This window comes from Corallococcus aberystwythensis (genome assembly GCF_003612165.1).
GTDB classification, from domain to species: Bacteria; Myxococcota; Myxococcia; order Myxococcales; family Myxococcaceae; genus Corallococcus; species Corallococcus aberystwythensis.
Genome location: NZ_RAWK01000030.1, coordinates 29,845 through 48,625, shown reverse-complemented (window position 1 = coordinate 48,625; position 18,781 = coordinate 29,845). Strand labels below are relative to the sequence as shown.

Annotated in this window: 17 protein-coding genes; 8 read left to right on the top strand and 9 right to left on the bottom strand. The window is 70.8% G+C overall.

What is annotated here, in order from left to right:
* Window positions 1-161 precede the first annotated feature (161 nt).
* A complete protein-coding gene (locus D7W81_RS07040; RefSeq protein ID WP_120554552.1) occupies window positions 162-539 on the top strand; it encodes a translation initiation factor in 378 nt (125 codons plus the stop codon).
* A 58-nt stretch (window positions 540-597) separates the two neighbouring features.
* Here the strand turns inward: D7W81_RS07040 and D7W81_RS07035 are convergent, their stop codons facing one another.
* Window positions 598-1,605 carry an isocitrate/isopropylmalate dehydrogenase family protein gene (locus D7W81_RS07035; RefSeq protein ID WP_120554551.1) on the bottom strand — a complete coding sequence of 336 codons (1,008 nt, stop codon included), beginning with the start codon at window positions 1,603-1,605 and terminating at the stop codon, window positions 598-600.
* Between the two features lie 427 nt (window positions 1,606-2,032).
* Here D7W81_RS07035 and D7W81_RS07030 point away from each other — a divergent pair, with 427 nt between their 5' ends.
* Together D7W81_RS07030 and D7W81_RS44045 are read left to right on the top strand one after the other, a co-directional pair.
* Window positions 2,033-4,219, top strand: coding sequence for a hypothetical protein (locus D7W81_RS07030; protein WP_147445369.1), 2,187 nt, complete (start codon window positions 2,033-2,035; stop codon window positions 4,217-4,219).
* 81 nt (window positions 4,220-4,300) lie between these two features.
* Window positions 4,301-6,208: a HEAT repeat domain-containing protein gene (locus tag D7W81_RS44045; RefSeq protein WP_120554549.1), complete on the top strand. Its 1,908-nt coding sequence runs from the start codon at window positions 4,301-4,303 to the stop codon at window positions 6,206-6,208.
* A gap of 2 nt (window positions 6,209-6,210) precedes the next feature.
* On the opposite strand, the gene D7W81_RS07020 is transcribed toward D7W81_RS44045, so the two are convergent.
* Complete coding sequence (locus D7W81_RS07020) at window positions 6,211-6,996, bottom strand: DUF2270 domain-containing protein (protein ID WP_120554548.1); 786 nt, start codon at window positions 6,994-6,996, stop codon at window positions 6,211-6,213.
* 174 nt (window positions 6,997-7,170) lie between these two features.
* On the opposite strand from D7W81_RS07020, the gene D7W81_RS07015 reads away from it, so the two are divergent.
* Together D7W81_RS07015 and D7W81_RS07010 are read left to right on the top strand one after the other, a co-directional pair.
* Entirely contained in the window at window positions 7,171-9,219 is a 2,049-nt protein-coding gene (locus D7W81_RS07015) for a hybrid sensor histidine kinase/response regulator (protein ID WP_120554556.1), read from the top strand.
* Window positions 9,220-9,236: 17 nt separating this feature from the next.
* On the top strand, window positions 9,237-10,493 hold the full coding sequence (locus D7W81_RS07010; RefSeq protein WP_120554547.1) for a tetratricopeptide repeat protein: 1,257 nt from the start codon (window positions 9,237-9,239) through the stop codon (window positions 10,491-10,493).
* 1 nt (window position 10,494) lies between these two features.
* Here D7W81_RS07010 and D7W81_RS07005 read toward each other — a convergent pair whose 3' ends face one another.
* Both D7W81_RS07005 and D7W81_RS07000 read right to left on the bottom strand, forming a co-directional pair.
* Window positions 10,495-11,004: an O-acetyl-ADP-ribose deacetylase gene (locus D7W81_RS07005; protein ID WP_120554546.1), complete on the bottom strand. Its 510-nt coding sequence runs from the start codon at window positions 11,002-11,004 to the stop codon at window positions 10,495-10,497.
* Window positions 11,001-11,618: a DUF4230 domain-containing protein gene (locus D7W81_RS07000; protein WP_120554545.1), complete on the bottom strand. Its 618-nt coding sequence runs from the start codon at window positions 11,616-11,618 to the stop codon at window positions 11,001-11,003. The genes D7W81_RS07005 and D7W81_RS07000 overlap by 4 nt, the downstream gene beginning before the upstream one ends.
* Before the next feature lie 95 nt (window positions 11,619-11,713).
* On the opposite strand from D7W81_RS07000, the gene D7W81_RS06995 reads away from it, so the two are divergent.
* Window positions 11,714-12,316 carry a 2OG-Fe(II) oxygenase gene (locus D7W81_RS06995; RefSeq protein WP_120554544.1) on the top strand — a complete coding sequence of 201 codons (603 nt, stop codon included), beginning with the start codon at window positions 11,714-11,716 and terminating at the stop codon, window positions 12,314-12,316.
* A 3-nt stretch (window positions 12,317-12,319) separates the two neighbouring features.
* Here the strand turns inward: D7W81_RS06995 and D7W81_RS06990 are convergent, their stop codons facing one another.
* On the bottom strand, window positions 12,320-12,901 hold the full coding sequence (locus D7W81_RS06990; RefSeq protein WP_120554543.1) for a hypothetical protein: 582 nt from the start codon (window positions 12,899-12,901) through the stop codon (window positions 12,320-12,322).
* Window positions 12,902-12,915: 14 nt separating this feature from the next.
* A complete protein-coding gene (locus D7W81_RS06985; RefSeq protein ID WP_120554542.1) occupies window positions 12,916-13,440 on the bottom strand; it encodes a hypothetical protein in 525 nt (174 codons plus the stop codon).
* A gap of 256 nt (window positions 13,441-13,696) precedes the next feature.
* Between D7W81_RS06985 and D7W81_RS06980 the strand changes: the two genes are divergently transcribed.
* Window positions 13,697-14,401, top strand: coding sequence for a hypothetical protein (locus tag D7W81_RS06980; protein ID WP_120554541.1), 705 nt, complete (start codon window positions 13,697-13,699; stop codon window positions 14,399-14,401).
* Window positions 14,402-14,472: 71 nt separating this feature from the next.
* Here the strand turns inward: D7W81_RS06980 and D7W81_RS06975 are convergent, their stop codons facing one another.
* The gene (locus tag D7W81_RS06975; protein WP_120554540.1) at window positions 14,473-15,993 is read right to left on the bottom strand and encodes a hypothetical protein; all 1,521 of its coding nucleotides are present in this window, start codon (window positions 15,991-15,993) and stop codon (window positions 14,473-14,475) included.
* A 151-nt stretch (window positions 15,994-16,144) separates the two neighbouring features.
* Here D7W81_RS06975 and D7W81_RS06970 point away from each other — a divergent pair, with 151 nt between their 5' ends.
* The gene (locus D7W81_RS06970; protein ID WP_120554539.1) at window positions 16,145-16,891 is read left to right on the top strand and encodes a hypothetical protein; all 747 of its coding nucleotides are present in this window, start codon (window positions 16,145-16,147) and stop codon (window positions 16,889-16,891) included.
* Window positions 16,892-16,906: 15 nt separating this feature from the next.
* Here D7W81_RS06970 and D7W81_RS06965 read toward each other — a convergent pair whose 3' ends face one another.
* A complete protein-coding gene (locus D7W81_RS06965) occupies window positions 16,907-17,266 on the bottom strand; it encodes a DUF2019 domain-containing protein (RefSeq protein WP_120554538.1) in 360 nt (119 codons plus the stop codon).
* Window positions 17,260-18,771 carry a hypothetical protein gene (locus D7W81_RS42945; protein ID WP_208721201.1) on the bottom strand — a complete coding sequence of 504 codons (1,512 nt, stop codon included), beginning with the start codon at window positions 18,769-18,771 and terminating at the stop codon, window positions 17,260-17,262. Before D7W81_RS42945 ends, D7W81_RS06965 begins: the two co-directional genes overlap by 7 nt.
* Window positions 18,772-18,781: the final 10 nt, after the last annotated feature.

Sequence of the window (18,781 nt, the reverse complement as noted above, 5' to 3'; positions counted from 1 at the left end):
AGCTCCTCCACCAGCGACTTGCAGTGGGGGCACTTGCTGTCGGTCCACTCCAGCACCTTCACCGGCGCGTCCGGCAGTCCCTGTCGGACGCGCTGGCCGTGTACCGGGCGGCCACGAGGGCCACGCCCACCCGTAAGGGACGCGAGGAGCGGAAGGACGCCATGGGCAAGCGCGACAAGAAGGACGAGGCCCCGCCGCCGGGGCCCTTCAACAACCCCTTCGCCGCCCTGTCCGCGCAGCGCGAAGCGCTGCCCGTGGGGCCGCCCCCGCCCGAGCCCCGGCAGAAGCCCGAGCCCAAGGGCCCCGCGCGCGCCGTGGTCCGCATGGAGCGCAAGGGCCGGGGTGGCAAGGAGGTGACGGTGGTGGAGCAGCTGGGGTTGCCCGCGGCCCAGCTCGACACCTGGCTCAAGGCGCTCAAGGGCGGCCTGGGCTGCGGCGGCGTGGTGGAGGAGGACGCGCTGGTGTTGCAGGGCGACCAGCGGGAACGGCTTCCCGCGCTCCTGGAAGCGCGGGGCGTCCGCAAGGTCATCATCGGCTGAAAACACGAAGGGGGCGGAGGAGACCTCCAGCCCCCTTCAAGCGCCGCGCGGCGCGGGACTACAGCGCGGCGATGATGGCGTCGGTGAACTCGCGCGTGGTGGCGCTGCCGCCCAGGTCGCCGGTGCGCACCTTCGACTCGCCGCCGTAGACCTTCTGGATGGCGTTGGCCATGCGCTGGGACTCCTCACGCAGGTCCAGCCACTCCAGCATCATCACCGCGGACATCATCAGCGCGGTGGGGTTCGCGATGCCCTTGCCCGCGATGTCCGGGGCGGTGCCGTGCACGGCCTCGAAGACGGCGGTGCGCTCGCCGATGTTGGCGCCCGGCACCATGCCCAGGCCGCCCACCAGGCCCGCGCACAGGTCGCTGACGATGTCGCCGTAGAGGTTCTCCAGCACCATCACGTCGAAGCGGGTCGGGTCCTTCACCAGCTGCATGCAGAGGTTGTCGACGATGACCTCGTCGTACGCGACCTCCGGGAACTCGCGGCTCACCTTGCGGCAGCAGTCCAGGAACAGGCCGTCCGACAGCTTCATGATGTTCGCCTTGTGGATGGCGGACACCCTCTTGCGGTTGTTCTTCTTCGCGTACTCGAAGGCGAAGCGCGCGATGCGCGTGGAGGCCTTCTCCGTGATGACCTTGATGGCCTCCACGACGCCCGGCACCACGATGTGCTCCAGGCCCGCGTAGAGGTCCTCGGTGTTCTCACGCACGACCACCAGGTCCACGTTCTCGTAGCGCGTCTTGACGTTGGGGACGCTCTTCACCGGGCGCAGGGACGAGTACAGGTCCAGCCGCTTGCGCAGGCCCACGTTCGCGGAAGGCAGGCCGCCGCCCACCACGGTGCCGGTGGGGCCCTTGAGCGCCACGCCGCTGCGCAGCACCGCCTCCACCGTCTCGTGGGGCAGGTTGGTGCCGAACCTGGCCACCACCTCCGTGCCCGCGTCCTTGAACTCGAACTCCAGGGGGACCTTGAGGGCTTCCAGGACGCGGATGGTGGCCGCCGAGACCTCGGGACCGATGCCGTCGCCGTTGATGACCGTCACTGTGCGCGTGTTCGCCATGGGGGCGGTTCACACCACAAATCCGGGGGGGCCGGAAGGACGAAAGCGGCCGGACTTCACCCCTGGACATGGCCCCTATCAGCCCGGGTGGGCCACCCGGACGCCCTTCCGTCCGCCGGGCAGGAGGGGGAGGGAGGCAGGTCCCACCCGGTGTGAAACATTGCTCAAGGGCCTGGGGCGCGGTCCACCCTGTGTCGGACCTGTGTCAGGCGTCGTGTCTGGGATGACCCTGGACGTATGTCTTGGACGGGGAGACGTCTGATGTTGCCCGGGGGGCAACGGAAGCCACACGCCGTGGCCTGGGAGGCATCAATCACAGACGGGGTCTCCTCTGAAACACAGACAAGCAGTGTGCGGCATGCATCGTGCTGGGCATCGTCCCGAGCCGGGCCCCCCTGGTCCGTCTCCACCAAGGACGAACACCGCGATGACACCCCACGGACTCCTGTCCCGGCTTGCACTCCCCGTGCGCCGGGCCCTGCTCACCACCCTGGCCCTGGCGGGCCCCTCGGCGATGGCGGGCATCATCATCGTCCCGCCGCCGCCTCCTCCGCCGCCCCTCTGCCTCCAGCCGTCACTGTCGCAGTGCTCCAGCGTGACGTACCGCAACTCCTACTGCGGCGCCCAGTACGACGCCTACTGCCAGACGCAGGTGGAGACCGCGTGGACGGCCCGCCACAACGCGGCGCCCAAGCGCACCGCGGTGCTGCCCCAGTCGCTGGGCGGCGGCACCGGCACCGTGGCGTACCAGGCCCCGCAGGTGCTCAACACCGCGTTCGAGGGCGGGAACACCACCGTCGCGGGCCAGGTGCTGCGGGGGCAGGTGCTGGCGCGCAAGGGCTACCAGAACCTCACCGCCGCGGAGCAGGCGTACAAGGCCGTCCGCGACGCGTGGGAGACCAACGGCGAGGGCATCCGTTCCTGCCAGGAGTACGTGCACGAGAAGTACTACGACTTCAGCCGCTTCGAGCAGGGCGCGGGCGCGTACGGCGACGACTTCCGCGCGCTCTATGAAGCGTCCAAGGGCACGGGGGGCATCGCGTCACGCACGCTGTACGGCAAGGATGGACAGGCGCTCGCGCCCCTGTGGACCAGTACCTCCCGCGCTCCGAAGAACGCCTACTACCGCTTCGCTCCGGGGGCCTATCCGCCGTTCACGACGAAGTACCTGTTCACGTCGACGGCGGCCACCAAGGCCAACAACGTCCTCCAGCGCACGGCGGTGACCATCTCCGACGCGTGGCACCAGGCCATGAGCACGGCGCTCATCAAGGTTCCGGACGCCGTGCTCAATGATTCCCAGCGGCGGCAGGAGGCCTTCGAGGATCTGCTGGCGCGCCGGGACGCCGTGTATGCCGCCTGGCAGCGCCAGTCCGCGAAGGGCCTCACCACGGCGAGCATCAACAGCCAGACCGCGCTGCAATTGCGCACGCTGGACCAGTCCATCGAGAGCGCGCTGGTGGCCGCGGAGACGGAGGGGTGCTTCGAAACCAAGGTGCCGCGGACGAGCTGTGATTGGAGCCCGCGCCGCTACAAGGTGATGGTGGACAAGGCGATGATGGCCCGCCGCGAGGCGGACCTGAGCCGCTGCCTGCTGCTCACCGGCAACGACTTTGGCGAGGAGAGCTTCGTGCGCAACGCGGAGCGCCTCCAGCTGGCCAGCCTGCCGGACCACGACTACACGCTCAACGCGACGCTGCTGACGTCCTACCTCCAGGCCTACCTCCAGGGGCTGAAGGACGGCGGAGGGCTCCTGGACGCCTCCACGCGGACGAAGCGCAAGGGCAACACCCAGAGCGACAGCGCCCACGTCGGCGACGACAAGTTCGGCGGGGGCTACACGTTCGTGGGCGGCTGGGCGGTGGACTCCTTCGGAGAAGGCCTGTGGTGTGAGACGGACGCCCGCATCTTCGCCGCGCTGGACGTGAACGTGAATGTGTTCAGCACGAACCGCACGGAGGTGGCGCACCTGGAGGGTGAGGCGTCCACCCAGGGCAATGACATCCGGTTGAAGCTGAACGCGCGGGTGCTGGGGGTGGAGCTCTACAACCACGACATGGCCTACCCCATGCACGTCACCCTGGTGCAGGAGACGCAGTTCCCCAGGACGGACGCGGCCCGGGCCTCCGGGACCTTCATGGTGTGGTTCATCCCCGTCACCGTCACGGGCGGCATCTCCGCCACCGCGGGCGTGCGCACGGAGCTGGCCGCGGCGCTCACCCGCGACTGCGCCATGGACACGGTGGACCTGGACCTGGACGGCCTGGTGGCGCCCTTCGGCAACGTCAGCGGCTTCGTCTCCGTGGGCGCGGGCGTGCCGGACCTCCAGGTGGGGGTGATGGGTTCGCTCACGCTGATCAACCACGCGCTGCCGCTGCAGGCGGAGCTGGGCGTGCACCTGACCTCCTCCGCGCACCCCACGGACCCCAACCGGCTCTTCCTGCACGTGGAGGCCCGCCTGGACCAGCAGCTCCGCCTGCTGGACGGCACGCTGTCCCTCTTCGGGCAGGTGGGCCCGTTCAAGGGCGAGTTCCCCCTCGTCGCGTGGCCCGGACTCGGCACCACCAACACCCTCTTCACCGAGGCCGTGGACCTGCCGCTGTACCAGCTCTGAGTCACGCGTCGCCCGGGAGGCCTGTCCTGGCCTCCCGGGTGGCGGCCCCTTCCTTCGAAGTCCTTCCCGCTGGAGTCCTTCATGCGTCGCTCGACCCTCGTTCGTGGCGTGGCTGGCCTGGTCGCCATGCTGTGCCTGGGTGCGTTTGCCGTCTGGCAGTCCCCGTCCTCTTCGTCCGCCGCCGTGGCCTCCGGGGCCTCCGGGCGGCTGCCCTTGTTCCGCTGGCGCGTGGGCGAGGCGCAGACCTTCCACCTTGTCTGGGACGACCTGACGCGCGTGGCGCTGCCCATCGCGGATCCATCACAGCCGGACGTGCTGGAGGGCGTGCTGCACCTGGACGGCGAGCTCACGCTCCAGGCGCTGGAGTCGCGCGCCACGGGGACGCGGCTGCGCCTGACGCTGCGCCGGCTGGAGCGGCACGAGGCGCTCTTCTCCGGCCAGCCGCTGCTGCCGGACGCGGAGTCGGTGCGCACGCACCTGCCGGACACGGCCAGCGCGTGGTTGGAGTTGGACGCGCGCGGCGCGCTCCAGGCGGTGCGCTTCTCCGACGCGGAGCCTCCGCTGTTCCGCCAGTTCGCGCAGACGCTGGCGGCGGAGCTGTTCCCCTCCGAGCTGCGCGACCAGGCCACCTGGACCACCACCGAGTCCACGCAGACAGGCGACGTGGAGGCGACGTTCGCCTTCGAGGGCGGGGACGCGTCGCGGCTGACGCGCCGCCGGACGCGCTACCAGACCCTGCGGCCCGCGGGCGCCGCGACGGTGGCGCAGCAGGAGCTGGGCGCGCTCACGACCTTCGACCGGGACGCTGAAGGGCGCCTGCTGGCCATCACCCAGGACGAGCTGCTGGACGCGCTGGGGACGGACGGGCGCATGCTCGTGTCCAGGCGGCTGCGGCTGCGGCTGACGTACCAGTCGCGGGAGATGCAGCCCCTGCCTCCGTCCGGCGAGCAGAAGCGGGTGGTGCGCACGCCGTCGCAGATTGCCTTCGACGTGGATCCGGAAGTGGCGCGGCTGCGCGGCCAGGCCGAAGGCATGACAGTGGATGAGCTGCTGGAGACGCTGGAGGACGCCAGCGGCCCGGACGCCATCGCGGGGCTGGACGTGTTCGCGCGGCGCGCGGTGGCCGCGCTGAAGCTGGAGCCGGGGCGCAGCCGGGAGCTGTCGCGGCTGTTCCTGAAGCCGGGCACGCCCCCGGGGATGCGGGAACTGATGCTGGACCTGCTGGTGGGCGCGGGCCACGCGCAGGCGCAGGCCACGCTGCGCACGCTGCTCCTGGCGCCAGAGGCCCGTGAGCACGCGGGCGCGTACGTGATGATGGTGCAGCGCGCCGGGCTCCTGACGAAGCCGGAGCCGGAGACGGGCGTGATGCTCAACGGGCTGCTGGACCGGGCGAAGGCGGAGCACGACGTCCCGGTGGAGCGGGCCACGTCGTACGCGCTGGGGGCATGGTCCTCGCGCCTGGAGCCGGGCTCGGCGGAGGCGCGCGCGGCGCTGCGGACGCTGGAGGACGGAGTGGCCCGGGCCTCGGGGGACGAGGCGCGGGCGCATGCGCTGCGGGCGCTGGGCGGCACGGGTGCGGAGCGGGTGGTGGACGTGGCGTCGCCGCACCTGCGCGCGGAGTCCCCGGACGTGCGGGCCGCGGCGGCGGATGCGCTGCGCCGCGCGCCGCAGGATCTGGCCACGCGCCTGATGCTGGACGCGCTGGAGACGGAGAAGCACCGCGGGGTGCAGCGGGCGCTGCTGGACTCGCTGAATGCGCGGCCCCTGGACGCTGGCGCGCTGGAGCACCTGCGGGCCTGGGTGGTGTCCGGCAGGTTGGCGCCGGGCGAGGAGCCCGCGCTGCTGGCGGTCGCGTCCCAGCATTTGGAGGGTGGCACGCCCGTCTTCCAGATGCTCCAGGCGCTCTCCGTGCGCAGGGACCTGCAGGGTCCCACGCGCGCCCGGGTGCTGGCGCTGATGGCGCAGATGGGCGCGCGGCTCGGCGGCTAGCGTCAGTGGTCGAACGGGGCCGGCGGGCGCGGCGGATTGGCGCGGACCCCCTGGGCACGGGGGCGCTTGCGGCGCTGGATGGCGTAGGGCCGGTAGAAGGCCTCCCAGAGCGCGGCCCGGCGTCCACGGGGCCGGGTGCGCAGTTCGCCCAGCGGCGCCCGGATGAAGAAGGACGCGGTGAAGAGGTACGCCGCCGCCACCGTGAGGAACAGGAGGGAGATCATCACCACCGGGCCTGGAATCCAGGCCACGTGCGCCCGGTCCATGAAGTCCCCGAAGTCGCGCGGCGGCCGCGGGTGGCTGTAGACCTTGAAGAACCAGGTCACCAACAGGACGATGAGGATGGGCCCGTACGCGCGGTTGAGGCGCGTGGCGATGGCGGACAAGAGCGACAGCTGGATCTGCGGCCGGGACATCTCCACCGCCAGTTCCCGCAGCGCGTCCGGATCCACCGGCTCGCGCCGGAGCATGGGCGCCCACCACCCGTCCTCCAGCAGACGCACCCGGCGGTTCCACAGGTCGTAGTAGCGGTAGCGCCTCGCCTCGATGAGGAGGAAGGACACCACCATCCAGATGCCCACCAGGAACGTGACGTGCGAACTCTCCGGCGTCGCGAAGCCGAAGGAGATGACCGCCGCCGTCGTGGTGAGCGCCCAGTTCGTCGTCGTGTCCAGGCGCGTGCGCCACGTGTCCGAGCGGCTGAGCTCGCCACGGAACAGCTGCGCCATGGCCTGCTGGGAGACCTCGGGCTGCTCCAGATCGTTCTTCCTGCGCTCCTTGATGCTCATCCGTGCCTGGGAAGGTGGGGACGATCGCTCGGCGCCGCCAGGGCGGCCGGGCAGGCAGGCGCTCGGGGCCCGCGATGGAGCCGCGTCTGTGGAACGCCAGACAGTGCCGCACGGCATGCGGACGGGGGGCGGGTGGCTGGGCGCCTGGAGCGTGCGCATCGTGCGCCCTTGAGCGTGCCTTCTTCCGATACCGCCATCGCCGCGCTGTCAGGTCTGCTCTCGGACGAGGGCGAGCGCATCACGCGCCTGTGGTCCAAGCGCCTGCGCGCGGAGACGTACGAGGTGGAGGTCCCCGGCCGGGACCTGCGCGCGCCGCTGCGCCACCTGCTGGACGAGCTTGCCCGGCTGCTTGAAGACCGGGGCGAGGACGCGGTGCGGCTGTGGCCGGAGGTGGTGCGCTCGCACGGGGCCTTCCGGTACGACCAGAACTTCGAACCGGAAGACCTGACGCGCGAGTTCAAGTCGCTCCAGGAGGTTCTGCTCTACGTCTACGCGCGCCGCAACGGGGGCGTCATCGACGCGGACGTCGCGGCGCTGGTGTCGGAGCTGGTGTGGGAGGCGGACGCGTCCGCGCAGGCCTCGTATGCGCGCGTGCTCAAGACGGAGGAGGTCCGCTTCCGCGAGGCGGCGGTGATGGAGTCGGTGCTCAACCACGTGGAGGTGGGCATCCTGCTGGCGGAGACGGACGGCATGGTGTCCTTCGCATCGCCGCCGGTGAGCCGCCTGATGGGCGTGCCCATGCGCGCGGTGGTGGGCGCGCGCGCCGCGAGTTCGCTGGGGCCGGTGCTCACGCAGGTCAACGCGCGGCATCCCACGGGGGAGCCCTTCAAGGTGCAGGACATGCCCTTCCTGCGCGCGCTGCGCGAGAAGGGGCCGGTGCGCGGCGTGATGATGCAGGTGGAGCGCCCCGGAGGCGGGGACGCCACGCTGGAGATGAGCGCCACGCCGGTGTGGGAGGAGGACCAGGTCCTGGCGGGCGTCATCCAGACCTTCAGCGACCGCACGGAAGCGGCCGTGAAGACCAAGGCCCTGGAGAACGCGCACGGCGAGGTGCGCAGGCTCCAGGGGCAGCTCCTGCGGCGCACCCGGCAGCAGGCGCTGGGGCAGCTGGCGAGCGGCGCCGCGCACGCGCTCAACAACTTCCTCAACGTGCTGCGGCTGCGCATCACGCTCTTGCAACGTGAATACAAGCCGGAGCACGTGGAGTCGTTGGACAAGACGGTGCGCCAGATTGGCGAACTGGTGGCGCGGCTGCAGGAGTTCAGCGTGCAGCGCACCGAGGAGCGCCTGGGCAACGTGCCGGTGGACCAGACGGTGCGCGAGGCCCTGGAGCTGGCCCGGGGCGAGCTGGAGCAGCGCGAGCACCCGGTGCACACGGAGCTGGACCTGGGCTTCCCGTGGGGCGTGAAGGCGGACGCGGGCTTCTTCCGCGAGCTCATCGTCAACCTGCTCCTGTCCGCGCGCGACCGGATGGAGAACGGCGGCACGCTGGTGGTCCGCACCCGTCCGGCGGGGGAGGAATGGCTGGATTTGCGCCTGGAGGACAGCGGGCGTCCCTATGCGCAGGATGAGCTGGCGGGCCTGTTCGACCCCCTGCGCCGGGACCCGGGGGCGCCGCAGTTCTCGCTGTTCCTGGCGGTGGCGCGCACGCAGGTGCAGCGCTGGGGCGGAGAGCTGACGGTGGAGAACCGGCGCGACGGTTCGGGCGCGAGCTTCATCGTCAGGCTGCCGCGCTTCAGTGACGCTTCGGCCGGTGCGCCGCCGCCCTCCACGCAGCCGCCGCCGCGGATGGCGCCGGGAGGCATGCCGCGAATGCCGGGCCGCGCGCGCCGCGTGCTGGTGGTGGACGACGACCTGGACAACGCGCGGATGATGGCGGAGGTGCTGGGTGAGGAGGGCTACGACGTGCAGGTGGCGCACAGCCCCGACGTGGCCCTGCACATGTGGGAGAAGCATCCCTACGACGCCGCGCTGCTGGACGCGGTCATGCCGGAGATGACGGGCTGGGAGCTGGCGCGCGAGCTGCGGCAGCGCACGCCCCACTCACTGCTGGCCATCGTCACCGGCATGGACGTGCGGGGACAGAACCGCGCGAGCCTCGCGCAGGTGGATGCCGTGTTCCGAAAGCCCATCGACGTGGGCGCCCTGGACGACTTCCTGTCGCAGACCCGGGGCGAGGAAGAGTCCTCCGGGCAGACGGACACGCACGACACCACGCACTGAGGGGGTAGAGTCCGCGCGTGATTTCCCCGGCGGAACTGGAGCGCCTGCGCCGCAAGGTGGAGGCGGGTGAAGTGCTCAGCGGCGCGGAGCTGGATGCGCTGCGCGCCGAGGCCGCGCGTACGCCCGGGCCCACGCTGCGCCTCACCGTGGCGCATGCGCTGGTCAACGCGGACGCGGAGCGGGAAGCCCTGCCGCTGATGCAGGCGCTGCGGCGCGACTTCCCCAGGGACCTCCAGGTGCGCCTGGGGCTCGCGCGAGCGCTGCTGGGATTGGAGCGGCACCGGGAAGCGGAGGCAGAGCTGCGCGAGGCGCTGGCCCTGAGCCCCGGCGACCCGGAGGCCCTCAAGGTGCTGGCGGTGCTCGCGCTGCGGCAGGGCGAGGGCGAGCGTGCCCGCGCCTACGTGGCCGAGGCGGTGGAGCGGGACCCCTTCGACGCGGAGGCGAAGCTCTTGCGCGCGGAGCTGGAGGCCGCGGACCTGCCTCCGCCGCCCGCGCCCGAGGAGCAGGTGTTGCGCCCGGAGTTCACCGCCGCGCTCACCGCCGCGCTGGGCCGCGCGGGCATGGCCTTCCGGCGCCAGGGCCGCGACCTGCTGGTGAAGCTGGCCACGGGCGGCGTGGGCCGCGTGGACGTGGGTTCGCTGTACGCCGCGTATCGCGAGGCACCTGGGACGCAGGGGCTCACCGCGCACGTGGAGGCCCTGGCGTCGAGGCTGGGCGGGTTGTCCTCGGGCGTGGGGGCCACGGGGGTGCCAGTGGAGGCGCTGCGCCCAGTGCTGCGGCCCTCGGGCTTCGTGGCGGGGACACAGGGCGCGCTGTTCCGTCCGGGGCCCGCGGGGCTGGAGGTCTTCTACGTGTTGGAGGACGCGGAGTTCGTGCGCTACCTGCCGGTCGCCGCATTGAAGGACGCAGGGCTCACGCTCGAAGCGGTGGACGCGGCGGCATGGCACAACCTGGAGCTGCGGCCCGCGGACGTGCGTCCCGTCGTCATCGACCAGGGCGAGGTGCGGCTGGCGGAGGCGTTCTCCGGCGTCTGGGCGGTGACGGGCGGCGACGGACACGACGGCGCGCGGCTGCTCACGAAGTCGCAGCGGCGCAGGCTGGAGGCCGCCACGGGCGGAGGTCCGCTGCGCGTGAGCTTGGGCCGGCGCGAGGTGGCGCTCCTGTGCCGCGAGTCGGACAGTGAATCGGTGCGGAGACTGGCCGCGCTGGGGCACGCACCGGACGGAGTCCCCGGGTCGTTCCTCCTGGACGGGGACGTGCTGCGGAACGCGTGAGCTACGCGCCCAACGCCTGCTGGTACACCTTCAAATCCGCTTCACTGAAGAGGACCACGGTGACGCGCTCCAGCTCCGGCCTTCGTTCCAGGGCGGCGCGGATCTCCCGCAGCGCGATGGGCGCGGCCCGCGCGATGGGGAAGCCGTAGACGCCCGTGGAGATGGAGGGGAACGCCACCGTGCGAAGGCCGTGCTTCTCCATCAGCGCGAACGCGCTCCGGTAGCACGAGGCCAGCAGTGCGTCCTCGCCGTGACTCCCGCCCTGCCACACCGGGCCCACCGCGTGGATGACGTGAGCCGCGGGCAGGCGGTAACCCTTCGTGATCCGCGCCTGTCCGGTGGGACAACGGCCCAGGGTGAGGCACTCCGCGAGCAGCTCCCGCCCCGCCGCGCGATGGATGGCGCCGTCCACGCCGCCCCCTCCGCCCAGCGAGGAATTGGCCGCGTTCACGATGGCGTCCGCCGTGACGTGCGTGATGTCTCCCTGAATCAATTCCAGACGTTCCGTCATCCCGCGCTCCCCACCGGCAAGGTCTCCACGAAGCGCACCTCGCGGAAGCCCAGCGTGAGCAGCAGGCCCCGCAGCGAGCGTTCCGCGGACTGCCGCGCCTTGTCCTGGAGGCGTTTGTCCTGCCGCACCTCTCTCTCGAAGGCCAGACGCGCCTTCTCCAACAGCTGCGCCGTCTGCGCGCTGTCCAGGTTGGAGTCGATGATCTCCGTCTCCCCGGGCCGCAGCGCCACCGTCACCTGCATGGGCGGAAGCAGCACGTCCACGCGCGTGCCCACGGCATGCAGGTGGCTGGCGTCGAAGCGCTGGAAGTCGAACCCCAGGTGCGCGTCCGCGAACACGATGGCGCGGCCGTGCGGGTTCTGGAGCGTGTAGCTGGCCCAGAGCAGCACGTCCTTCCACAGCGCGTCCGTGGCCTGCGGCTCCGGCGTGAACGTGACCTTCTTGTAGAGGGACACGTCCAGCGTCTCCAGCCGGGCCACCTCCCGCATCTGCTCCACCACCACCGCCGTGTCCGGCAGCCGGGAGGACGCGGGACGCAGCAGCAACCAGGCCCCCAGCGCGCCGAGCGCGACCGCGGCGATGAAAGAGAGGGCTCGCGAGACGTTCTTCGCCATGGGGGGAAGTCTAACCGCTTCCGGAAGGGGGGCGTCCTGGGGCAGCGTGTGGACGCGGGCTTCCGGACAGGCGCCCGACACAGGAGAGTCGCCAGGTGGAGCTGACGGACGCGGAGGTGGAGGCCCTGGGCTCGCGCGGGTACTTCGTGCGGGACGGCTTCCTCGGGGAGTCCCAGGCCCTGGCGGTGCGGGCCGCGGCGCTCGCGCGCGTGGAGGCCGGGAAGCTGAAGCCCGCGGGCATCCGGCGCGGCGCGGACCACTCGCTCGACACCTCCGTGCGCGGTGACCACATCGAGTGGGTGCTGCCCGGCGCGGCCCCGGAGCTGGAAGCGCTGTGGCACCGCTTCCAGGCGCTGGGGGAGGCCGTGTCCTCCGGCGCGTACCTGGGGCTGGGCCGCTTCGACGTGCAGCTCGCCTGCTACCCCGGCGGCGGCGCGCACTACGCCCGCCACCGCGACGCGTTCCCGGGCCAGTCCAACCGCCGGCTCACCGCCATCTGGTACGCGAACGCGGGCTGGAGGCCGGAGGACGGCGGCGTGCTGCGACTCTTCCCGGAGGACACCGGCGCCCCGGTGGAGGTGGCACCCGTGCTGGACCGCCTGGTGGTGTTCCTGAGCGAGCAACTGGAGCACGAAGTGCTGCCCGCCCACGCCTCCCGCCTGGCCCTCACCGCGTGGTTCTACGGCCGGGGCACGTAACGCCTACAACACCTCCGCTTCCTCGATGCCGTGAAGGACGATGCAGACGTCGGTGGTGATGTCGTAGTCGAGGAGCAGCTCGTCAATGACGGCGATGGTCGCGTCCACGTCCTTCCAGTCCAGGAGGGTCACGCAGTAGCCCCACAGCTCGCGGCCGTCCTTGCGCGACGGGTCCTTGGGGGCTCTCCACACCCCGTGCTCATGACGGACGGCCTGCTGGTTCAGCCGGTCGAAGAGGATGTCGGACCAGGCGATGTCGTTGATCTCCGGGCAGTCCCCTGGCGGAGTGTCGCGAGTCCGCCGGCACAAGGGGTTGTCTTGCTCGCGCTCGCTATCGACGAGCCGCCGGGTCTTTCCCCGCCCGTGGATCCGGAAGTACGTCGCGAACGAGTAGAACAGCAGGCGGCGGGGATCCTCCAGCTCCTCGACACGCGGGCCGGTGGCCGCGTTGAGGGGCGTCTTCATCTGCGTTCTCGAGCCCAGCGGACCCTTGTCCAGGTCCGTGTTCATCGAGGACGTCGTGGCGCACCCCATGAGGGAGCCCAGCACGATGAGGAGGCCAATGGACCGCGCTGTGCTCCCCATGGAGGACTCCCGTTCTAGCCCGCGTCGAACGCGCTGCCCGCATCGTAGACCGGACCCGGGCCCGCGTCGTAGCCCGCGTCCTGGGACGGGCCGGTGCCCTCCAGCGTGCCGATGATGTAGATGTCGCCCGTCCCCGTGCCGGGGCAGTTCTGCTGATTGCGCTTGAGCTGGAGCTGCGCGTACGACACGGAGCCCTGGTACACGTCCACGGCCGCGCTGCCGGCGTACACCTCCCGCCCCGCACCGTTGTAGGCCCGCACGTCCACGATGCGCCGGGGCCCGACGGGGATGTTGCTCAGGTAGCCTTCGATGTAGCCATTGCCCACGTACAGGTACTGGGGAGGCGTGGGCGGCAGGTCCTGCGCGGTCACGGTCGCCTCGGCCGAGATGACGCCGCACGCGTCACCCGCGAGCGAGATGCTCATCTTCACGGACTCCGTGCCTTCGATGTTGCCGGGTTCCTCCGACCCGGCGCCGCAGGCGGCAATCAGCAGCGCGCAGCTCGTTCCCAGCACGAATCCCCATCCGGTCCGCTTCATTGTGGTCCCTCTCCCTGGTGGCGCGTCCTTCGCGCGACCTTGAGACACGCACTGCGTCCGGGTTGGGACATGCCCCCGTGACGAAAGTCCCGGACGGCAACGGCGTGGAATGGAAAAGGGCTGGAGCCTGCCTGCTCCACGGCCGGCCCGGACGCGGGCGGATTCCAGGGGGAACGGCGGCGTCCGTGGCCCCTGTCGCCCGGCGGGGCCGTGTCTACGTTCTTCCCCAGTCATCTTTGGACGGGGGATCGAGAACATGTTCCAGAACAGGACGAAGCGGCACTGGGTGGTGGGGCTGGCGTTGGGGGCGTCCATGGCGTTCCTCGCCGGTTGCGGCAGCTCCAAGGCCGCGCGCGTGGACGACACGATGATGGCGCGCATCCCCGAGGAGCAGCTGAGCGAGGTGCGCAACGCGCAGCTGGCCCGCACCAAGGCCGCCGACAACGTGACGCGCGCCGAGGTGGCGGTGCGCGACGCCGAGCGCGCTGCGGAAGTGGCCCGCCGCAACGGCGACGCCGCCGAAAGCCGCATGGAGGCCGAGAGGGCCGCGGTGAAGGCCGCCGAGGCCACCGGCCAGCGGAGCCCCATCGCGCAGGCGAAGTCCAAGCTCGAGGGCGCCCAGGCCGGCCGCGCCGCCGCGGACGCCGAGGTGTCCTGGCATGAGCGCAAGACGGACACCGCCAAGGCGGAGAAGGACCTGCGCGACGCGGAGCTGAAGGTGGCGGACGCGGAGCTCAACCTGGCCCAGTACAAGGCGCTGGAGAAGAGCGGCGACGTGCGCGCCAGGGACATGTCCGAGGCGAACTTCATGTCCGCCGTCGCGGAGGCCAAGCGCGGCGTGGAGGACGCCCGCCGCAACGTGGACGATCAGAAGCGCGTGGAGCAGGACGCCCGCGCCCAGTGGCAGCGACTGCGCTCGCAGGCCCCGCAGGGCTACGGCGGCAGCGGCAACGCGGACTGACGTCCACCCGCGTGAAGTCAGGGAAGGGCCCCTCGCACCGTGGCGTGCAGGGGCCTGTCCCGCCTGGGGGGCTACTCCACCTTGAGGGTGGCGCTGCCCTTCAAGTCGCGCTGGAGCGTGAGCCACAGCGCCTTGCCCGCGGGGTCCACGGACGCGAAGTAGTCCGTGTCCGCGGTGAGGGCCTGGCCATCCAGGGTGACCGTCTTCGGCGCGGTGGTGGCGGTGTAGCCGTGCACCACCAGCACCGGGTGCGCGAGCGTGCGGCCCGCTGTATCGAACGCCAGCGTCACGCGGTTGGAGGCGGCGTCCGCTTCCCACGTGGCGTAGACGGGGTTGTAGCCGGGGACGTCATACGTGACGGCGTCCGAGCGGCCCACGCCGCCCGGGCCGCGCGCGCGCACGGTGCCTTCGGAGGCGGTGAGCTTCACGCCCTGCCAGGCCTCCACCTCCGACACGAGCGACAGCACGGGGTTCGCCGCGTGCGTGCCCAGCACCATGAAGACGGAATAGCTCTGGTAGGGATGGCCGGAGAGCATCACGCCGTCGTCGCCCAGGCGCGGGTACTGGGACAGGCCCACCGCGCCGAAGTTGCTGCCCCACGCGAGCCGGTGGGAGTTGGTGACGGAGGGCAGCTCGTACTGGTTGAGCTGGTAGGCCCAGTTGTAGTCCACGGGCATGGGGCCGTTGGCGTGGCGCGTGCCCCACTGCGGATACAGCCAGTAGCCGCCCGCGGGCTTCTGCTCCCACGTCTGGGTCTGCACCGCGCCCATCTCCGCGTCCGGCGCGGCGGTCCACATGCGCGTGTAGGGGACGACGTTGGGCTCGCGGTAGTCCCAGCCGGTGTTCATCGTCACGGGGGAGGACAGGGTGACGAAGCGGTAGCGGTCTCCCCAGCCCAGGCCGGCGATGTCCGTGTTGGCATTGCCGTCGAAGGCGAGGTCGCCGTAGGGCGAGCGCACGTCGGCTTCAATCTGGTTCGCGGGGAAGCCGGACGCGTCGTGGGTGATGGCATACAGCGGGTGGTCGCGGCCGGTGGCGAAGAGGTACTGCACGGTCACCTGCACCACGTGGCCGTCCAGCGACAGGGGCCACTTCAATTCGTGCAGTGCGTGGTGCGCGCCCTTGAAGACGATGCGGCCGGTGCCGCGCACGTCCTGGGTCCACGCGCCCCATGACGGGCCTTCCTTCAGGTGGCTGGTCACCATGCCCCAGCCGGGCACCTGCGAGCTCTGCCCGTCGCAGATGCGCTCGGCGCCCGCGACCTCGTAGGTGTAGCGGCGGATGTAGCCGCCGTTCCAGCCCGCCGGATCCGCCGCGTCGTTGCGCACGAGCGACACGGTGCGCACGCGGCAGTCGCGGTCGCGCCAGACGTAGCGGTCCGTCTTGAAGCCGCTCAGGTCCTTCGCGCACTGCAACCGCAGCGGCGCGCAGGTTCCGCTGGCCGGGTCCGCGGTGGTGCTCTCCACGCAGGGGTCGGTGACGGGGTTTTCGCCGGGGCGCACGTCCTTGCCGCCACAGGCGGTGAGGCCCAGGGCCAGCAGGGCCACGGTGTGTCGCGCGAAGGGGAGGGCGGGCTTGATGGCGGAGCGCATGGTCCCGAGGCTTTGCCACCCCCACGCGGGGTGATGCAAGCCTGCACCCGGAGCATTCACACGTTTGTTCCTGGAAGCAGGCGTGCGGCCGAGCGGTGGGCGGCACGGTGGAGAGGCCCCGGTGCATCAGGGCCGTGTCCACCCTGCTGACATGGCGAACGTACGGCAGCTCGTCACGGTGGGAGTCCTGGGCCTCTTCGCGGTGCCAGCGGCGGCGGAGGAAGGGGTGCAGGGGCGGGTGCAGGAGTTCTTCCTGGGAGACGGAGCGCCGCCGCAGCAGCGCGGTCAGGTGGAACTGGGCACCGGCCTGGAGTGGACGCGGCAGGAAGATGAGACGCGCTTCGAGCTACCGGTGCGAGGCGAGTACGGCCTCAGTGACCGCATGCAGGTGGAGGCGAAGGTCTCGCTGACGACGCCGGAGGATCCGCGGGGGCTGGACACGGCGGAGGCGGGCATCGGTCTGGCGCTGGTCAATGACAGACGGCGAGGCTTCACGCTGAGCCTGGGCATGGACCTGGAGGCCACGCGCGACGTCAGGGACGACCGCTTCCGTCCAGGCTTCGAACCGTACCTGCTGGCGTATCAGGACGTGGGGCCGGTGGGCTTCAACCTCCAGCTCAAGGCGGAGGAGCTGCCCGGAGTGCGCGGCTTGAGGAACGAGTTCCATCCGGACTTTGCGGCTGGAGCGGTGCTGGCATTGGGGCCACTGCGGCCCATGGTGGAGGCGGGGTGGAGGGATGAGGACGGCACCTCCACGGTGCTCCTGTCTCCGGGGCTGCTGGCGCGACCGCTGAAGTCCCTGGAGTTCGGCGTGGCGGTGCCGTGGAGGCTGCACGCGGGGGGTGCGCGAGATGTGGGCGTGATGGGGATGCTGACGTGGCAGGGCGGTGGGGCGTAGCGGGAGCGGTTTCGCTCAAGCGGGGTCCAGGGACCAGGTTCCTTCTTCCCATCGCTTCAGGGCCTCCTGCGCTTCGAATGGGATCAGTCCTTTACCCTTCGCGGCTTCTTCCAACACCGCCTTGGCTTCAGCGGTGCGATACCGAAGCAGAAATGCCGCCGCCGCCGTTCGAACATCCATCCGGGGATGGGTGAACAGGGTTGCGAGTGCATCCCGTCCTATGTCCCCCTGGGTCTTCAGCCGCTTGAACGCTGCGATCGATTCCTTCGCGTGCTTGTTCGCGGCTTTCGAGTCCCCCTGCACGATTGCCTCTGTTTGGGCGGCTGCATGCTGCGCGAACTTCGCGACGAGTTTCTGAAGGTCTTCCGTCACCATAGTCCGTTCCGAATGTTCTCCATCGCACGCAGCCCGAATGCACTTTGGGCTTCGAATGATTGGGTGCTCAGCCACTGCCGAACGGTCAGCGACGTCGAGCCTGTGACTCGATACTGGTGCGACGAATAGAACGCACTCACTGAGTTATGAAGTGCCTTGTCGAGCGGAATCACGTTCTCCGTGTTGTGGAGTGCTTGCGGCCCGAAGCGCGTCACGTTTCCGTCGGTCTGCTCCACGATGTGGTGCCACTCCTTCCCATTCCCCGCCGGCCCCAGGGCCCGCTTGAATGACTTGAAGGACGAATAGCCCTTCGGCCCGCTCGGCGAAGAACCTCCACCGTCCCCATCACCCGAGCCCGCCGTGTCATCGACTCGCTGGAGGATGATGGCCGCCCCGGGGCCGCTGCTCAACACCGCCGCCGCACGCCCCACTGGCACGGAGATGCGTTCCAGCACCAGGGCCCCCTCTGCTGAAAGCGACAGGACAGGGACTGCGGCGTCGGCTCCAGACACCATCCCCTTCAGCGTCCGCGTCGTGGCGGAGGCCGTGCCCCAGGTGACGAGGACGTCCGTCCATACCCGGGCCACCCCGCGGATCTGCTCGCCAGCCGTCATGTACTGGAAGCGCTCCCAGTACGCGGGCGATGACGCGATGAGCGCCACCACACCGGAAGGGAGATGGCGCAGTCCCGCGATGCTGTCCGTGGGGCGGGAGAGGAGTTGCCCCAGCGCGTGGTACATCCCCACGAAGGCGTCCTCGGCGCCGTCCAGCGAGCGGCTGAGGACATCCGCGTCGTCGTACACCTCGGCCAGGGGCCGCCGGTCCGACGCCCGAAGCTGCGAGTCGACCTGGCGGAAGACGCCGCCCTTGCCGCTGTAGAAGCGCCCCAGCTCGAAGTTGCCCGCGCGGAAGGCTCCGTCCCTCCACTCGATGGCCGCGACCTTCTGCTGCGTACGTCCGTTGAGCGCCCACGCGAGGTAGCCATCCGGCCGCAGCACCGCCACCTGCTCGCGAGCGAAGCGCGCCACCCGTCGCGTCAGCTCCTCGCGGGAGACCTCACCGTGCTCCAACACCTCCCGCATCAGGAAGCCCGCCGCCATGCGGGGTGGGAAGGTGCCGAGCGTCACCGGCTTCTCCATCAACCGGCCCAGCACCTCCACCGCGTCATCCGGAGTGAAAGGGTTGCGGCGAAGGGGGAGTTCATCCACGTCTTCCAGGCCGGCACGCACCAGCAACTTCTCGAAGGTGTCCACATCCAGCAGGCCCATCTCCAAGGCCTCCCGCGACATCTTCCCGGAAGGAGCCAGGATGACCGTCCCCGTCGGCATGCGGACGGGTTGCCGCCGGTGGAGTCGTTGCGTGTCCTCCTCATCGTCGAGCGCGTCCGACGCATGGGTGGCGCGCTGCCGGAGAACCCGTGAGCTTCCTCGGGGGGAAGAAGTCTCCACGCCAGCGCAGCCTGCCAGCAGCAGGGCCGCGAACAGCGCCAGGACACTCACGCGCATCATCAACCTC

What these genes read in the sequence shown, in the direction of transcription:
- D7W81_RS07040 (WP_120554552.1), top strand. Translation starts at nt 162, where the DNA reads ATGGGCAAGCGCGACAAGAAGGACGAGGCCCCGCCGCCGGGGCCCTTC.
- D7W81_RS07035 (WP_120554551.1), bottom strand. Translation starts at nt 1,605, where the DNA reads ATGGCGAACACGCGCACAGTGACGGTCATCAACGGCGACGGCATCGGT.
- D7W81_RS07030 (WP_147445369.1), top strand. Translation starts at nt 2,033, where the DNA reads ATGACACCCCACGGACTCCTGTCCCGGCTTGCACTCCCCGTGCGCCGG.
- D7W81_RS44045 (WP_120554549.1), top strand. Translation starts at nt 4,301, where the DNA reads ATGCGTCGCTCGACCCTCGTTCGTGGCGTGGCTGGCCTGGTCGCCATG.
- D7W81_RS07020 (WP_120554548.1), bottom strand. Translation starts at nt 6,996, where the DNA reads ATGAGCATCAAGGAGCGCAGGAAGAACGATCTGGAGCAGCCCGAGGTC.
- D7W81_RS07005 (WP_120554546.1), bottom strand. Translation starts at nt 11,004, where the DNA reads ATGACGGAACGTCTGGAATTGATTCAGGGAGACATCACGCACGTCACG.
- D7W81_RS07000 (WP_120554545.1), bottom strand. Translation starts at nt 11,618, where the DNA reads ATGGCGAAGAACGTCTCGCGAGCCCTCTCTTTCATCGCCGCGGTCGCG.
- D7W81_RS06990 (WP_120554543.1), bottom strand. Translation starts at nt 12,901, where the DNA reads ATGGGGAGCACAGCGCGGTCCATTGGCCTCCTCATCGTGCTGGGCTCC.
- D7W81_RS06985 (WP_120554542.1), bottom strand. Translation starts at nt 13,440, where the DNA reads ATGAAGCGGACCGGATGGGGATTCGTGCTGGGAACGAGCTGCGCGCTG.
- D7W81_RS06980 (WP_120554541.1), top strand. Translation starts at nt 13,697, where the DNA reads ATGTTCCAGAACAGGACGAAGCGGCACTGGGTGGTGGGGCTGGCGTTG.
- D7W81_RS06975 (WP_120554540.1), bottom strand. Translation starts at nt 15,993, where the DNA reads ATGCGCTCCGCCATCAAGCCCGCCCTCCCCTTCGCGCGACACACCGTG.
- D7W81_RS06970 (WP_120554539.1), top strand. Translation starts at nt 16,145, where the DNA reads ATGGCGAACGTACGGCAGCTCGTCACGGTGGGAGTCCTGGGCCTCTTC.
- D7W81_RS06965 (WP_120554538.1), bottom strand. Translation starts at nt 17,266, where the DNA reads ATGGTGACGGAAGACCTTCAGAAACTCGTCGCGAAGTTCGCGCAGCAT.
- D7W81_RS42945 (WP_208721201.1), bottom strand. Translation starts at nt 18,771, where the DNA reads ATGCGCGTGAGTGTCCTGGCGCTGTTCGCGGCCCTGCTGCTGGCAGGC.